This window comes from Alphaproteobacteria bacterium (genome assembly GCA_016124955.1).
In the GTDB taxonomy this organism is placed as follows: Bacteria; Pseudomonadota; Alphaproteobacteria; order UBA9219; family RFNS01; genus RI-461.
This window is the reverse complement of the sequence record WGMR01000010.1, coordinates 1-12,891: the sequence shown is the minus strand read 5'-3', so window position 1 is coordinate 12,891 and position 12,891 is coordinate 1. Positions and strand designations below refer to the sequence as shown.

The following is a 12,891-nucleotide window of genomic DNA, read 5'->3' as shown; positions in this document are numbered from 1 at the left end:
TAGATTAAAGGATCACCACATCCGGTCAAAGGATTTTAAGGGTCCGCTTTAATGCCTTACGTCGTTACCGAAGCCTGCATCAAGTGCAAGTACATGGATTGCGTGGAAGTTTGCCCCGTAGATTGCTTCTACGAGGGTGAAAACATGCTTGTGATCCACCCGGATGAATGCATCGATTGCGGTGTGTGCGAACCGGAATGCCCGGCTGAAGCCATTATTTCCGACAACGATTCGCAGGCCGCCGAAAAATGGCTGGAAATGAACCGGGAATATGCCGAAAAGTGGCCCAACATAACCCGTAAGAAACCAGCCCCCGAAGACGCCGACCAATGGAAAGACGTTGAGGAAAAGTTTGCCAATCATTTCAGCGACAAGCCCGGCGAAGGCAATTGATTCGTTAACCAATATGACGAAATGTTGGCGTTAACTAATTGAAAAATAGTGATGAAACTATTTTAACCAGTTAAAACTTTTTGCTTACATGCCCAAATAATGGTATGATCTTTTTTGGAAATGGCGCGGTTTGTTGGGGGATATTTCCGCCCGTTCCCAAGTTGACATCGGTGCCCAGCACCATCGGAAAAGCTGGATATGGCAAGGCCCCACGGGTTTTGCCGGGCAGTTTTTTGTTATTTGTCCGATAGCGTTTCCGTTGGTGATGGCTTGATTGTTAACAATAGTTAACGCAACAGCGCAAGCAGGAGAGGGGTTTTTATGGCTAGCAAGGCAGATAAGGTTGAATTCAAGAAGGGTGATTACGTCGTGTACCCGGCCCATGGTGTGGGCCGCGTTGAAGGCGTGGAAAACTTTGCGATCGCCGGCGCGAGCGTTTCGCTCTATTCGATCATGTTCGAACAGGATCGCATGCGCCTCAAGGTTCCCGTGGGCAAGGCCAAGACCGCCGGTCTCCGCCGTCTCAGCTCCAAGGACCGTATCCGCGACGCCATGGGCACGCTGCAGGGCAAGGTCAAGGTCCGCCGCGTGATGTGGAGCCGCCGCGCGCAGGAATACGAAGCCAAGATCAATTCGGGCGACCCCGTGTCGATCGCCGAAGTGGTGCGCGATCTGCACCGCGGCACCGAACAGCCGGAACAGAGCTACAGCGAACGCCAGATCTATCAGGCCGCGCTGGAACGCCTGGCCCGTGAACTGGCCGCCGTCGAAAAGACCGACCAGACCAAGGCCGCGGAGAAGATCGAAACGATCCTCACCAAGGAACGCATGAAAAAGGCGGCCTGAGGCATACAGTTCCCCAAGAGTGATGAGTGGTAAAAAGGGCGGGAGAAATCCCGCCCTTTCTTTTTGCCTCCGCGCTAGCGCATTTTTTATGGCTTTTGCCGCACGCGACTCGGGCGCGCCGCTTGCGCGGGTGTTTTTGCTGTGCCTAACCTTGTCGCAAGCACCTTGAACGATTCGGTTTTACGCATATGCAGGTGGATGAGAAATTCATAGCGCTGGGGCAGCCGCGGCGCGTCTGGGCGGTGGGCTGCCTGTATGGCGATACGCCGCGCTTGATGCAGCTGCACGATTTTCTGATCGACCATGTCGAGCCGGGTGACCGTATCGTCTATATGGGCGGCTACGCCAGCGCCGCGCACGGGCTTTCGGCCATTGATGAAATGTTGCTGTTCCGCCGCACGCTTTTGATGCGGCCGGGTATGGAAGCGCGCGATTTCGTCTATCTGCGCGGCCGCGCCGAAGAAGCATGGCAAAAGCTTTTCCGCATTCCGTTTGCACGCGAACCGGAGCGGGAAATCGAACGGTTGTTCGATGACGGCGCCGATATTTACCTAACCGGTTACGGCCTTACGCTGGCCGAAGCGCAAAGCATCGTGCGTTCGGGCGTACCGACCATGACACGCTGGACCGGCCGCCTGCGCCAGCAGGTGCGGCAATTCGCCGGGCACGAACAGATCGCCAGCGCCATGCGCCGCGCCGCATACACCACGAGCCCCGGCGGCACGCCGCGCGGGCTGGTGCTTGTGCCCGGCGGCTTCGACCCTTCCAAAAGCCTCGGCGATCAGGGCGAGGCGTTATGGTCCGGCATCCACGGCTTTGGCCGCATCACGGGCGAATGCCAGGGCTTCAACCGCATCGTGCGCGGTTTCGACCCGGCGGGGCTCGGGCTCGATGTGCGCGACGCCACGCTCACGCTCGATACGCGGGAGGGTAAAGGCCCCCTGCTCACCGCCTGCCTCGATGGCACCGGCCATGTGCTTGAAATTCTCTCGCTCAACCCCCTGCCCCCGGCACCCCCGGCGGATCAGGAAAATACCGCCCGGGCACAGGACAAGCCTCATTTGTCGGTCGTACAGACCTGATCCCCCTTTGCTTTTGATAAAAAGCGGGTTTTTGCATTAAGCTGCAGGCATTGATTCGCCCAAGCAGTATTGAGCCCCATGCCCGCACGCACCGTCATTCGCACATCCTATTCCCCCAAGGGCCGGCGCCGCGGGTCGCCCATCCTGCCGTCCGATCTGCGCTCACAAATGGCGGACAATGTCGCAACCATAATCGGCGGCGCCGTAATTTTTCTCGGGCTGCTGTGCTTTGCGGCAATCTTCAGCTACAGCCCGGCCGATCCTTCATGGAATACCGCCCCGCCGGCCGCCGATACGGCGCAGGTCGCCAACTGGCTTGGGGAAGCGGGCAGCCATGTTGCCGATATTCTGGTGCAATTCTTCGGGTTTTCATCCTACCTGCTGTGCCTTGTGCTGGCGGCGTGGGGCTGGCGCATCGCGCGCCGCCGCGGGCTTGATCATCTTGGCGGACGCGCCGTCACCACCGCGATCGCGTTGATCGCGCTTGCGATCGCGCTCGGCGCCCTGTTCCCGGTTACGGGCGGCGGCGAAAGCGCCGTCATGCGGCCCATAGGCGGCGCGATAGGCCAGCTGCTGGCGGGCAAGCTGGCGGGGCTTTTGCCAAAATTGTGGGGCGGCTATGCCATCGCCGGCGGATCGCTGGTGATCGCGTTTGCCGCCGCCTATATGGCATGCGCGCTGACCTTGGGCGAATGGATGGCGGCGGGGCAGGCGATCAGGCGCGGCGCGTTCTGGCTTTTCGGCCATGCCAGCCGCGGCGCGATGATGGTGTGGCACATGCTGCGCCGCAGCCGCGAACAGGCGGCCGAAGATTACTTGAACGAATCCCCCGCCGCTGAGGAAGACGACGAGGCGGAGGATGAAGAACCCGCCGCGGCGCGCGCACCCGCACCGCGCAAGGGCCCGATGGTGCGCCGCGCGGCGGCTTCGGCACGGCAAGCGCGCCTGATGCTGAGCGGCGACACCGAAACGCAGCTCCCCCCGCTCGAACTTTTGCATATGCCCGAAGGCGCGCTGCGTCCGCGCGAAATATCGGAAGCGGCGCTGGAACAAAACGCCAAATTGCTGGAAAGCGTTTTATCCGATTTCGGCATCAGCGGCACCATCACCAACGTATCGCCCGGGCCGGTTGTAACATTGTACGAACTGGAACCCGCCCCCGGCATACGCGCCGCGCGCGTGATTGCGCTCGCTGACGATATCGCGCGTTCCATGAGCGCGGCTTCGGTTCGCGTCGCGGTCGTGCCCGGCCGCAACGTGATCGGCATCGAGCTGCCCAACCAGAATCGCGAGATCGTGTACCTGCGCGAACTGCTGATGACCGATGCATTCGTGGACGCAAAAGCCTCGCTGCCGCTCATTCTCGGCAAGGACATCGCGGGGCAGCCGATTGTGGCCGATCTGGCGCGCATGCCGCATCTGCTTGTGGCGGGCACCACGGGCTCGGGCAAATCGGTTTCGGTCAACACCATGATTTTGTCGCTTCTGTACAGGCTTTCGCCGCAAAAATGCCGCTTCGTGATGATCGACCCCAAAATGCTCGAGCTTTCGGTCTATGAAGGCATCCCCCACCTGCTCGCGCCCGTGGTGACCGAGCCGCGCAAGGCCGTTGTCGCGCTGAAATGGACGGTGCGGGAGATGGAAGAACGTTACCGCGCCATGTCCAAGCTGGGCGTGCGCAACATCGAAGGCTACAACATGCGCCTCAAGCAGGCGCGCGACCGCAACGAAGATTTGATGCGGCAGGTGCAAACGGGCTACGACCCGGCAACCGAGCAGCCGATTATCGAAGAACAGCCGCTCGATCTGACCGAGCTGCCCTACATCGTCGTAATCGTCGATGAAATGGCGGACCTGATGCTCGTGGCCGGCAAGGAGATCGAGATTGCGGTGCAAAGGCTGGCGCAGATGGCGCGCGCCGCCGGCATTCACCTGATCATGGCGACGCAGCGGCCCAGCGTCGATGTCATTACCGGCACGATCAAGGCTAACTTCCCCACGCGCATCAGCTTCCAGGTCACATCGAAGATCGACAGCCGCACCATTCTGGGCGAACAGGGTGGCGAACAGCTGCTCGGTCAGGGCGACATGCTGTTCATGGCGGGCGGCGGGCGCATCACACGCGTGCACGGGCCCTTCGTGCGCGACAACGAGGTCGAGGCGATCGTGAGCTTCCTCAAGGCGCAGGGCGAACCCGAATACCTTGACGAGGTGACCGAGGAAGATGACAGCGGCGGCGGCATGTTCGGCGACATGGGCGGCGGGAGCGGCGGTTCGGGCGACGAGATGTACGACCGCGCGGTCGATCTCGTGCTGCGCGAGCGCAAGGCATCGACCAGCTTCATTCAGCGACACTTCCAGGTCGGCTACAACAAGGCCGCCACGCTGATCGAGCGCATGGAAAAAGAGGGCGTGATCAGCCCCGCCAACCATGTGGGCAAGCGCGAAGTGTTCGGCCGCGACCCGGGCGAGGATTACAACTAATTGAGCTATAAGTGAATTAACGAAGATTTTGTGCGTTGCACAAAATTTTATTTCGTGAAAATGATATGAATTGACATTTTATTCCACTATTATGCACCATACCCAACATTCACGGATTAATAAAAACCAATTGAAGATATCAACATGGCAAGTCCCGGCACGCCCGCAAACGACAATGAAGCAGAGAGGCCCATCAATGAAGACAGCCCTGACTGGGACATCACGCAACCGGGCGGGGAACATGGTGACGAAGCAAGCTCCTTGGTTAGTTTTGCTTCAAGGCCATCTTCCAGAACAATTCTGGCGTTACATCCGGGCCGGCGCACAAGAACATACACAATCTAACTTCGCCTAGCTTTCGCCATCATGGGCGTCTATATATTACCCATGATACTGGCGCGTTGTTTGTTTGCCCTCACCCTGTTTTTCCCCGCCGCCGCCTTCGCGTTCGAAGCGCCGCCGCTTTCGGATACGGACAAGGCGGATATTGCCCGGGCCGAAAGCTGGCTCGATGCCATGCGCACGCTTTCCGCTAATTTCGTGCAGATCGCCGATAGCGGCGCGACCGTAACCGGTACCTTCAAGCTCAGCCGCCCCGGGAAAATGCGGCTCGTGTACGATCCGCCTTCGCAGGACTTCATCGTTGCCGACGGGGATTTCGTGAATATGTGGGATAGCGAGATGCAGCAAAACACCAGCATCCCCATCAGCTACAGCCTCGCGAACGTCATATTGCGCGACGACATCAAGTTTTCGGGCGATATTACGGTCACAAAAGTCACGCGTACGGCTTCTTCGCTTTCCATCACCATGGTGGAAAGCGATGACCCGGAACAAGGCGCAATGACCTTGATGTTCGAAGAAAGCCCCTTCCTGTTGCGGCAATGGAAGGTTGAGGATGCGGAAGGCCGCGTCACCACCGTAGCGCTGCAAGATCTGCGCAGCGGGGTCGATTTTCCATCCGGGACCTTCGTTTACCGGCCGCCGAATTTCGGCAAGCCGGGAAAGTTACAGTAACCGCGGTTTAACCGCCTTGCCTCGGTTGCGGAACTGCCGCAAGCCCGGCTTGCGCGCGTTTCAGTTCACGCATGCAGCTTTTAACCCGCTGAGGCGACGCACTTTTCATCTGGACTTGTCCGCACCAATAGCGCGCGGCCAGTGTAAACCCCGCCCGCCGTTCCTCCGGCGTTATGTGTGCGTTGGCGATACCGGGCGTATCAAGGTGAGCAAGCATGGTGGCCCCGTTGCCGGCCTGAAGATCGTCTCTGAAACGGGTGGCTTGCCGTTCAAGCTGATCGCCTTGTTTGGCGGCCTTGCTTTCAAGCCGGGTCATCACATAATCAAATTCGCTGACGGTTTTGCGAAGCGCAGCGATTTTCTTGTCATCGGCCTCGGCAACCTCGGTTAGGCGGCAGGCAGTCCGGCCGTCCGGCGCAAGCGTTAAACCAAACCGGGCGGCGGCTTCGGGCACGCTGATCTGCCCATATCGCCCGCCACTTGCTTCCGCATATGGAACGCCCATCAGAAGCTTATGCGGACCCACCCGCACAGAAAAACAGGCCACGCGCCTGTGGCCGGATGGAAAGCTGATCAAGCGATGACGAACATCCGCAATGTAGGGGGCAAAATGATGGCTGAACGGAATGTAATGGTCTGTCACAGTAATCTCTCCTTACTCAATAGCCGGGCGTTATAAAGCAGGTCCGCAGAAATTGCAGCAAAAATCATCGCAAAAACCGGCTTGCCATTAACCCTATTACCGCGTTCAAACGGCGGCCCGAACCTGCTATGCAATTGCTGTTAACCACAACCATGGCCCTTTCCTATCATGCGCATCTGCACTTGGAACATCAATTCCGTCCGTCTTCGTATGCCGCTTTTGCTGCGGCTGATCGACGAACACAAGCCGGATGTCATTTGCCTGCAGGAAACCAAGGTGGTTGACGATGCTTTCCCGCACGCGCCCTTGCTGGCCAAAGGCTACAAGCACCGCCATGTGCACGGCATGAAAAGCTATAACGGCGTCGCCATACTTTCGCGCCTGCCGCTCGGCAAAACCGGCGCGAAGCACTGGTGCGGCAAGGAAGACAGGCGGCATATCGTGGCCACACTGCCCGGCGGCACGGAAGTGCATTGCGTTTATGTGCCCGCGGGCGGCGATATCCCCGACCCGGAAGCCAACGACAAATTCGCCCACAAGCTGCAGTTCGTGGAACAGCAGGCGGCATGGTGGAAGAAGCAGAAAAAGACCGTGCAAAAAATTCTGGTTGGCGATCTGAATATCGCGCCGCAGGAGCATGACGTCTGGTCGCACAAACAAATGCGCGGCATTGTTTCCCATACCCCGGCCGAGATCGAACGGCTGGAAAATATGCAAAAATCACACGGCTGGGTCGATGCCATGCGCCACTTCGTGCCGCCGGAAGAAAAGCTTTATTCGTGGTGGAGCTACCGCGCGCAGGATTGGAAAAAATCCGATCGCGGCCGCCGGCTCGATCACATCTGGGTCACGCCCGGTCTGGCGGACGGCATGAAGCGCATCCACGTATTGCGCGAAGCGCGCGGCTGGCAGCAACCAAGCGACCACGTGCCGGTGATGCTTGATCTCGCTTGATCAAACCTTGTGATATTCCCGGTACCAGGCCGCGAAGCGGGGAATGCCCTCGCTGATCGCGGTTTTGGGCGTGAAACCGAGGTCGCGGCGGCTTTCGGCAATGTCGGCGAAGGTTTCGGCCACGTCGCCGGGCTGCATCGGCTGGAAATCCGTCTTTGCCTTGACCCCAAGCGCATCTTCCATCAGCGCGATAAAGTCCATCAAGTTTTCGGCATGCGCGTTGCCGATATTATAAATCTTGTGGCCTTGCGGCGCGCGATCATAAGCCGCCAGCACACCCTTCACCGCATCATCGATATAGGTAAAATCGCGCTTCATCTTGCCGTGATTGAAAACCTTGATCGGTTCGCCCGCCAGCATGGCGCGTGCGAACAGATATGCGGCCATGTCCGGGCGGCCCCACGGGCCATAAACCGTGAAAAAGCGCAAGCCGGTGACGGGAATGTTGAACAGGTGGTGATAGGCCTGGCTGAACAGTTCGTCCGCGCGCTTGGTCGCGGCATAAAGCGAAACCGGGTTGTCGGCCGGGTCGCCGACCGCGAACGGAACCTTGCTGTTGCCGCCATAGACGGAAGACGAACTGGCATACACAAGATGCCGCAGCTTGGGCAAATGCCGCGCCAGCTCAAGCATCACCATATGCCCCATGACATTGGCTTCGATATAGGCGTAGGGGTGCGTCACCGAATAACGCACGCCTGCTTGCGCCGCCAGATGAATAATGCCGTCGATCGCATCACCATAACGCTGGCCGAAAGCTTCCATCGCTTCGCGGTCGGCGATATCGATCTTGGCGAACACAAAACCCGCTTGCCTTTCAAGCTGGCCGAGCCGCGCGTGCTTAAGCTGCACGTCGTAATAATCGTTCAGATTGTCAACACCCAAGACCTTGTCCCCGCGCGCCAGCAAGGCATGGCACACATGGGTGCCGATAAAGCCCGCCGCGCCGGTGACAAGGATCGCCATGAGCTAAAGGCTCCAGTAACGTAATTGCGCGGGGATAGATGCGGGTTCCAGCACCGATTTGATATCGGCAACCACGCCGCCGGCCTGCACGCGCCCGAGCCACATGGCGGTATCCGCCATCACTTGCCGGTGCGGCACAGCCAGCACGAGCGCATCAAGGTCGGTCAGCGCCGCCTTGTCCGCCAGCTCGAGCTTGTATTCGCGGACGGCCTGCGCGGCATCCGCCATCGGGTCGTGCACCATAACCTCGCAGCCCGCCTGAGCGAGCGCATGCACCATATCGGGCACGCGGCTGTTGCGCAGATCATGCACGTTTTCCTTGAATGTGAGCCCGAGAATGCCGATGCGGGCCTTTTTCTTGCCCACAAGCTGCACGATCCGCTGCGCGATGAACACCGGCATGTTGTCGTTGATGCGTCGCCCGGCAAGAATGACCTGGGGGTGATAACCAAGCTCTTCCGCGCGCGTCGTCAGGTAATAGGGATCGACGCCGATGCAATGACCGCCCACAAGGCCGGGCGTGAATTTCATGAAATTCCATTTTGTGCCCGCCGCCGCCAGAACATCGGCGGTGCGGATCGACAAGCGGTCGCAGATCAGCGCCAGCTCGTTCATCAGCGCGACATTCAGATCGCGCTGCGTGTTCTCAAGCACCTTGGCGGCTTCGGCAACGCGAATGTTCTGCGCCTTGTGCAGCCCAGCCGCAATGATCCCGCCATACACGGCTTCAAGCCGCGCGAGGCTTTCGGCGTCTTCCGCCGCGATGATCTTGGTAATGGTTTCCAGCCGGTGCTGTTTGTCGCCCGGATTGATGCGTTCGGGCGAATAACCGAGCGTAAAATCCGCGCCGTGCTTGCGGCCCGAAATTTTTTCGATCTCGGGCCCGCAAATATCTTCCGTCAGGCCGGGCCATACGGTCGATTCAAACACGATCACGGGTTTTTGCGCGCCACGCGCGCTTCCCGCCAGCGCCTCGCCTATCGTGCGGCATGCCCCGAGCACGGGCGTAAGATCGGGCCGCTTGGCGTCGTCAATCGGGGTCGGCACCGTGACAATATAAAAGGTGCAATCACGCAGCGCGGCCGGGTCATGCGTCAGCATGATGCGGCTGCCCTTCAGATCGCTGCCGTCAACTTCGTCGGTCCAGTCGTTGCCCGCCTTCAGCGCCTTCACGCGCGCCGGGTCGATATCAAAGCCGATCACGTCGTCGAACACGCGCGCAAGCGCCACGGCAAGCGGAAGCCCGACATAGCCAAGGCCGATAATGGCGATTTTTTCGGTCATGGTTTTTCCTGCGTATCGCCCGGCGCCGCATCGTCCGCGCCGGGCGGATTGAAACCGCCCTGCTCCAGCCGGTTTTTCTTCAATATCTTGTTGGCACGAACCGGCGTGCCATCGCCCGCAATGTGCCAGCCGTTGGCGGCGGCAAACGCCACGAAGGCGGCAACGATGACGGCGACAATGACCCAGAGGAACATTTTCATGCGTTTCGGCTATGTTGGAACCCGCATGTTGATACTATCCGGGCCCCGTTGAGGCAAGTATGCCCGAAACCGGCTAATTCCTGATACATTTGAAATGGATGGCGGTGCCGCTCAGGCCTCTGCCGCCAACTCCTGTCGCGGTCGCGCAATCCCCGTCGCGCGAAAGGAACTGGGCGGACCGGGCGTAATGTTCGCATTCCTCCTGCGCCACATCCAGCACATCCTGCCAGCTGTCGTTCGATGATTGGCAAACGGTCGCCATCGCAGGTGTGCGGCCGACGGCAATGGAATCCGCGCCCGCGCAAGCGGCAAGCAAAGCAACAAGTGCCAGGGCGATAAATTTCATTATTCCGCTCTTTCTTGTTACAGTTCGAATCAGCTGCCAGTTTGGTCAATTCTTCCCCTAACATCAACCTGCATGAGCCTATGAAACGAATATCCGCCGCGCTTGCGTTTTTCTTGCTGCTGGCTTCACCGGAAGCCATGGCCTCCGAAACTGCGAAAGCCGTCACCATGGGCATTTCGCCGTTCCATTGGGCGGGGCTGTTCTGTATCGCGGTTTTTCTGCTTTCCTACACGGCGGTGCTGTTCGAAGAAGCGATCGATCTGCGGAAATCCAAGCCGGTGATGCTGGGCACAGGCATTATCTGGATCACAATCGGCTTCATCGCGCCTTCCTACAACATCGATCACCACACGCTGCACGAAGCGGTTTTTCATGGCTTGCACGAATTCGGTAGCTTGTTGCTCTTCCTGCTCGCGGCCATGACATATATAAGCGCGTTACAGGATAGACAGGTCTTTGCCGTATTGCGCGCCAAACTGGTGCGTTCGGGGCTGAACCTGCGGCAGCTTTTCTGGGTTACGGGCACACTTGCCTTCATACTTTCCCCCATCGCCGACAACCTCACCACCGCGCTGGTGCTCGGAGCCGTCATCATGGCGGTCGGCGCCCAGAATAAAAAATTTATCGCCCTTGCCTGCGTCAACGTTGTTTGCGCCGCCAATGCCGGCGGCGCCTTCAGCCCGTTCGGCGATATCACGACCCTGATGGTATGGCAGGCCGGCAAGGTCGATTTCTTTGAATTCTTCGCACTGTTCCTGCCTTCGGTTGCCTGTTTTCTGGTTCCCGCCGCAATCATGAGCGTGTTTGTGCCGAGAAGCATGCCGGCCAAACTGGAAGAAAAAATATCGCTCAAGCGCGGCGCGCGTCTTATTATTTTTCTCGGCCTGTTTACCATCGCCCTCGCCGTATGCTTTGAACAGGTGCTTGGGTTGCCGCCTTTCCTCGGCATGATGGTCGGCTTGTCACTGCTGATGATGGTGGCCTATGTGCTGCGCACGACGAAACCAAAAGACAGGGATTTCGACGTGCTCGAACTGGTCGCATCCGCCGAATGGGATACGTTGCTGTTCTTCTTTGGCGTGATCTTCAGTATCGGCGGCCTTTCTTTCCTCGGCTACATGGAGCTGGCCTCGCAAACCATGTATCTGGGTTGGGGCGCGAGTGCGGCCAACATTGTGCTCGGCCTCGTCTCCGCCGTGATCGACAACATCCCCGTCATGTTCGCCGTGCTGACCATGGATCCGGATATGCCGCATTTTCAATGGCTGCTGATCACCCTGACGACCGGCGTGGGCGGCAGCCTGTTTTCCATTGGTTCGGCGGCCGGCGTCGCGCTGATGGGCACCGCGCGCGGCTATTATACTTTTTCCAGCCACCTGAAGTGGACGCCGGTGATCATGCTGGGCTACGCTGCGGCAATCGGTGCGCATTTCCTGTTAAACAGCCATTTGTGACAAGCACGGCAAGAATCGTTGCCATACCCCATCATGTATTATAAAAGATAGCAGGTACGTATTAGGGGGTTCACCCCGCCAGTTATTTTCTTGCGCCGCCACTGATTTTTTCTCGGGGAACCGCGATGGCGATTATTACGGGCGATGGCAATACGCGCGCAATGAGCGAGCGCGGCATCTCGTTCGCCAATATAATGTGCTTCATGGCTGCCGCGCGCGAAGCAGGTACATTGATCGATAACGGCGGCTATTGTTCCAGCGAATTCGGCGGCGGCACGTCATGGAAGCTCGTCGTGCCCAAAACCGCGCAGCTGGCAAGCTGGCCCAAAGGGCACAGAAACGCTCCCTCATCCTTCGTAATTACAGCGGTCGAGCTTGGGCAAGGCAGCCGATATCCCCACGATTTTATATTGCAGGAAGTCAAGCATGCGCCGCACAAGGCAAAGGCCATCCGCAAGGCGCTATGCAGTATGCGCATAGGCAAAACGGCCGCGCGAGGCGGCCCGGGCGCATAGTATCGCCGCCGCTTACAGGCCGTTTGCTTCCATCGTCAAAGCATTCACGCATGAACGCGGTGTCATGGTTAACTTGTTGCGCTGCAAAAAATCATAATAAACAATATTCTTGCTTCATCACTTCTTGTTTTTTTCAAGCCGATGGCAAATTATTATTCCCGTACATTTCACATTGCAGGGTTCATCGTTCTTTTCTTGTCTCATACATATTCGGAGACATTCATGAGTCTATTTCTTGGTAGCGGCAACACAAATGCCATGGGCAAGCATGATATTTCATTCAGTAACGTCATGGCCTTCATCGCTGTTGCGGCGGAGACCGGAACATTTATTGATATTGGCGCGTATTACAGCCAGGTCCTGGGCGGGGGAATTATACGGCAGTATGCCGTACCGAGCGCCATGCGCGCGCTCGGCTGGTCTGTGGATCCAACCGGATTCGTCGTAACCGCAATAACGCTCACGGCGCCCGTCGCCGTTTATCTTGGCGGCTCCCTTATTATTCAGGCCGTAAAATCGCGGCCGCGTCGCGCGGGCGTAATCCGCGATTTCACTCAAGGCGATTGATGGCGTCCCCTACGGGATTCGAACCCGTGTTGTCGCCGTGAGAGGGCGATGTCCTGGGCCTCTAGACGAAGGGGACGAGGGGCCGGAAGGCGGTTGTTGTAGCCACACTGCCCCCGGCTAGCAAGCGAGCATAAAATCGC

Annotated in this window: 14 protein-coding genes and 1 tRNA gene; 9 read left to right on the top strand and 6 right to left on the bottom strand. The window is 58.6% G+C overall.

What is annotated here, in order from left to right; all coding sequences use genetic code 11:
- Window positions 1-51: 51 nt before the first annotated feature.
- The 5 genes from GC131_09485 (at window position 52) to GC131_09465 (ending at window position 5,822) form a co-directional block, all read left to right on the top strand.
- A complete protein-coding gene (locus tag GC131_09485; protein MBI1274297.1) occupies window positions 52-393 on the top strand; it encodes a DUF3470 domain-containing protein in 342 nt (113 codons plus the stop codon).
- A 321-nt stretch (window positions 394-714) separates the two neighbouring features.
- Window positions 715-1,239, top strand: coding sequence for a CarD family transcriptional regulator (locus GC131_09480; GenBank protein MBI1274296.1), 525 nt, complete (start codon window positions 715-717; stop codon window positions 1,237-1,239).
- A 194-nt stretch (window positions 1,240-1,433) separates the two neighbouring features.
- Window positions 1,434-2,321 carry a hypothetical protein gene (locus GC131_09475; protein ID MBI1274295.1) on the top strand — a complete coding sequence of 296 codons (888 nt, stop codon included), beginning with the start codon at window positions 1,434-1,436 and terminating at the stop codon, window positions 2,319-2,321.
- 168 nt (window positions 2,322-2,489) lie between these two features.
- Window positions 2,490-4,805, top strand: coding sequence for a hypothetical protein (locus tag GC131_09470; protein MBI1274294.1), 2,316 nt, complete (start codon window positions 2,490-2,492; stop codon window positions 4,803-4,805).
- Between the two features lie 366 nt (window positions 4,806-5,171).
- A complete protein-coding gene (locus tag GC131_09465) occupies window positions 5,172-5,822 on the top strand; it encodes an outer membrane lipoprotein carrier protein LolA (protein ID MBI1274293.1) in 651 nt (216 codons plus the stop codon).
- Between the two features lie 7 nt (window positions 5,823-5,829).
- On the opposite strand, the gene GC131_09460 is transcribed toward GC131_09465, so the two are convergent.
- On the bottom strand, window positions 5,830-6,465 hold the full coding sequence (locus GC131_09460; GenBank protein ID MBI1274292.1) for a hypothetical protein: 636 nt from the start codon (window positions 6,463-6,465) through the stop codon (window positions 5,830-5,832).
- 168 nt (window positions 6,466-6,633) lie between these two features.
- Here GC131_09460 and xth point away from each other — a divergent pair, with 168 nt between their 5' ends.
- Window positions 6,634-7,419 (top strand): exodeoxyribonuclease III, encoded by a 786-nt coding sequence (gene xth, locus GC131_09455; GenBank protein ID MBI1274291.1) that lies wholly within the window; start codon window positions 6,634-6,636, stop codon window positions 7,417-7,419.
- On the opposite strand, the gene GC131_09450 is transcribed toward xth, so the two are convergent.
- The 4 genes from GC131_09450 to GC131_09435 form a co-directional block, all read right to left on the bottom strand.
- Window positions 7,420-8,385 (bottom strand): SDR family NAD(P)-dependent oxidoreductase, encoded by a 966-nt coding sequence (locus tag GC131_09450; protein MBI1274290.1) that lies wholly within the window; start codon window positions 8,383-8,385, stop codon window positions 7,420-7,422. It lies immediately after the preceding gene.
- A 3-nt stretch (window positions 8,386-8,388) separates the two neighbouring features.
- Window positions 8,389-9,669: a nucleotide sugar dehydrogenase gene (locus GC131_09445; GenBank protein MBI1274289.1), complete on the bottom strand. Its 1,281-nt coding sequence runs from the start codon at window positions 9,667-9,669 to the stop codon at window positions 8,389-8,391.
- Complete coding sequence (locus tag GC131_09440) at window positions 9,666-9,869, bottom strand: hypothetical protein (protein MBI1274288.1); 204 nt, start codon at window positions 9,867-9,869, stop codon at window positions 9,666-9,668. The genes GC131_09445 and GC131_09440 overlap by 4 nt, the downstream gene beginning before the upstream one ends.
- Before the next feature lie 73 nt (window positions 9,870-9,942).
- Window positions 9,943-10,215, bottom strand: a complete 273-nt coding sequence (locus tag GC131_09435) for a hypothetical protein (GenBank protein ID MBI1274287.1) — start codon at window positions 10,213-10,215, stop codon at window positions 9,943-9,945.
- Window positions 10,216-10,295: 80 nt separating this feature from the next.
- Between GC131_09435 and GC131_09430 the strand changes: the two genes are divergently transcribed.
- The 3 genes from GC131_09430 to GC131_09420 all read left to right on the top strand — a co-directional run bounded on the left by GC131_09430 (window position 10,296) and on the right by GC131_09420 (window position 12,751).
- Window positions 10,296-11,669, top strand: a complete 1,374-nt coding sequence (locus GC131_09430) for a sodium:proton antiporter (protein MBI1274286.1) — start codon at window positions 10,296-10,298, stop codon at window positions 11,667-11,669.
- A gap of 125 nt (window positions 11,670-11,794) precedes the next feature.
- The gene (locus tag GC131_09425) at window positions 11,795-12,184 is read left to right on the top strand and encodes a hypothetical protein (GenBank protein MBI1274285.1); all 390 of its coding nucleotides are present in this window, start codon (window positions 11,795-11,797) and stop codon (window positions 12,182-12,184) included.
- A gap of 258 nt (window positions 12,185-12,442) precedes the next feature.
- On the top strand, window positions 12,443-12,751 hold the full coding sequence (locus tag GC131_09420; GenBank protein MBI1274284.1) for a hypothetical protein: 309 nt from the start codon (window positions 12,443-12,445) through the stop codon (window positions 12,749-12,751).
- Here the strand turns inward: GC131_09420 and GC131_09415 are convergent.
- Window positions 12,752-12,827, bottom strand: a tRNA-Glu gene (locus tag GC131_09415).
- Window positions 12,828-12,891: the final 64 nt, after the last annotated feature.

Excerpts from the sequence above, each read along its gene's own strand:
- GC131_09425 (MBI1274285.1), top strand. The coding sequence starts at position 11,795 with ATGGCGATTATTACGGGCGATGGCAATACGCGCGCAATGAGCGAGCGC.
- GC131_09440 (MBI1274288.1), bottom strand. The coding sequence starts at position 9,869 with ATGAAAATGTTCCTCTGGGTCATTGTCGCCGTCATCGTTGCCGCCTTC.
- GC131_09470 (MBI1274294.1), top strand. The coding sequence starts at position 2,490 with ATGGCGGACAATGTCGCAACCATAATCGGCGGCGCCGTAATTTTTCTC.
- GC131_09485 (MBI1274297.1), top strand. The coding sequence starts at position 52 with ATGCCTTACGTCGTTACCGAAGCCTGCATCAAGTGCAAGTACATGGAT.
- GC131_09480 (MBI1274296.1), top strand. The coding sequence starts at position 715 with ATGGCTAGCAAGGCAGATAAGGTTGAATTCAAGAAGGGTGATTACGTC.
- GC131_09450 (MBI1274290.1), bottom strand. The coding sequence starts at position 8,385 with ATGGCGATCCTTGTCACCGGCGCGGCGGGCTTTATCGGCACCCATGTG.
- GC131_09445 (MBI1274289.1), bottom strand. The coding sequence starts at position 9,669 with ATGACCGAAAAAATCGCCATTATCGGCCTTGGCTATGTCGGGCTTCCG.
- GC131_09430 (MBI1274286.1), top strand. The coding sequence starts at position 10,296 with ATGAAACGAATATCCGCCGCGCTTGCGTTTTTCTTGCTGCTGGCTTCA.
- xth (MBI1274291.1), top strand. The coding sequence starts at position 6,634 with ATGCGCATCTGCACTTGGAACATCAATTCCGTCCGTCTTCGTATGCCG.
- GC131_09420 (MBI1274284.1), top strand. The coding sequence starts at position 12,443 with ATGGGCAAGCATGATATTTCATTCAGTAACGTCATGGCCTTCATCGCT.
- GC131_09465 (MBI1274293.1), top strand. The coding sequence starts at position 5,172 with ATGGGCGTCTATATATTACCCATGATACTGGCGCGTTGTTTGTTTGCC.
- GC131_09435 (MBI1274287.1), bottom strand. The coding sequence starts at position 10,215 with ATGAAATTTATCGCCCTGGCACTTGTTGCTTTGCTTGCCGCTTGCGCG.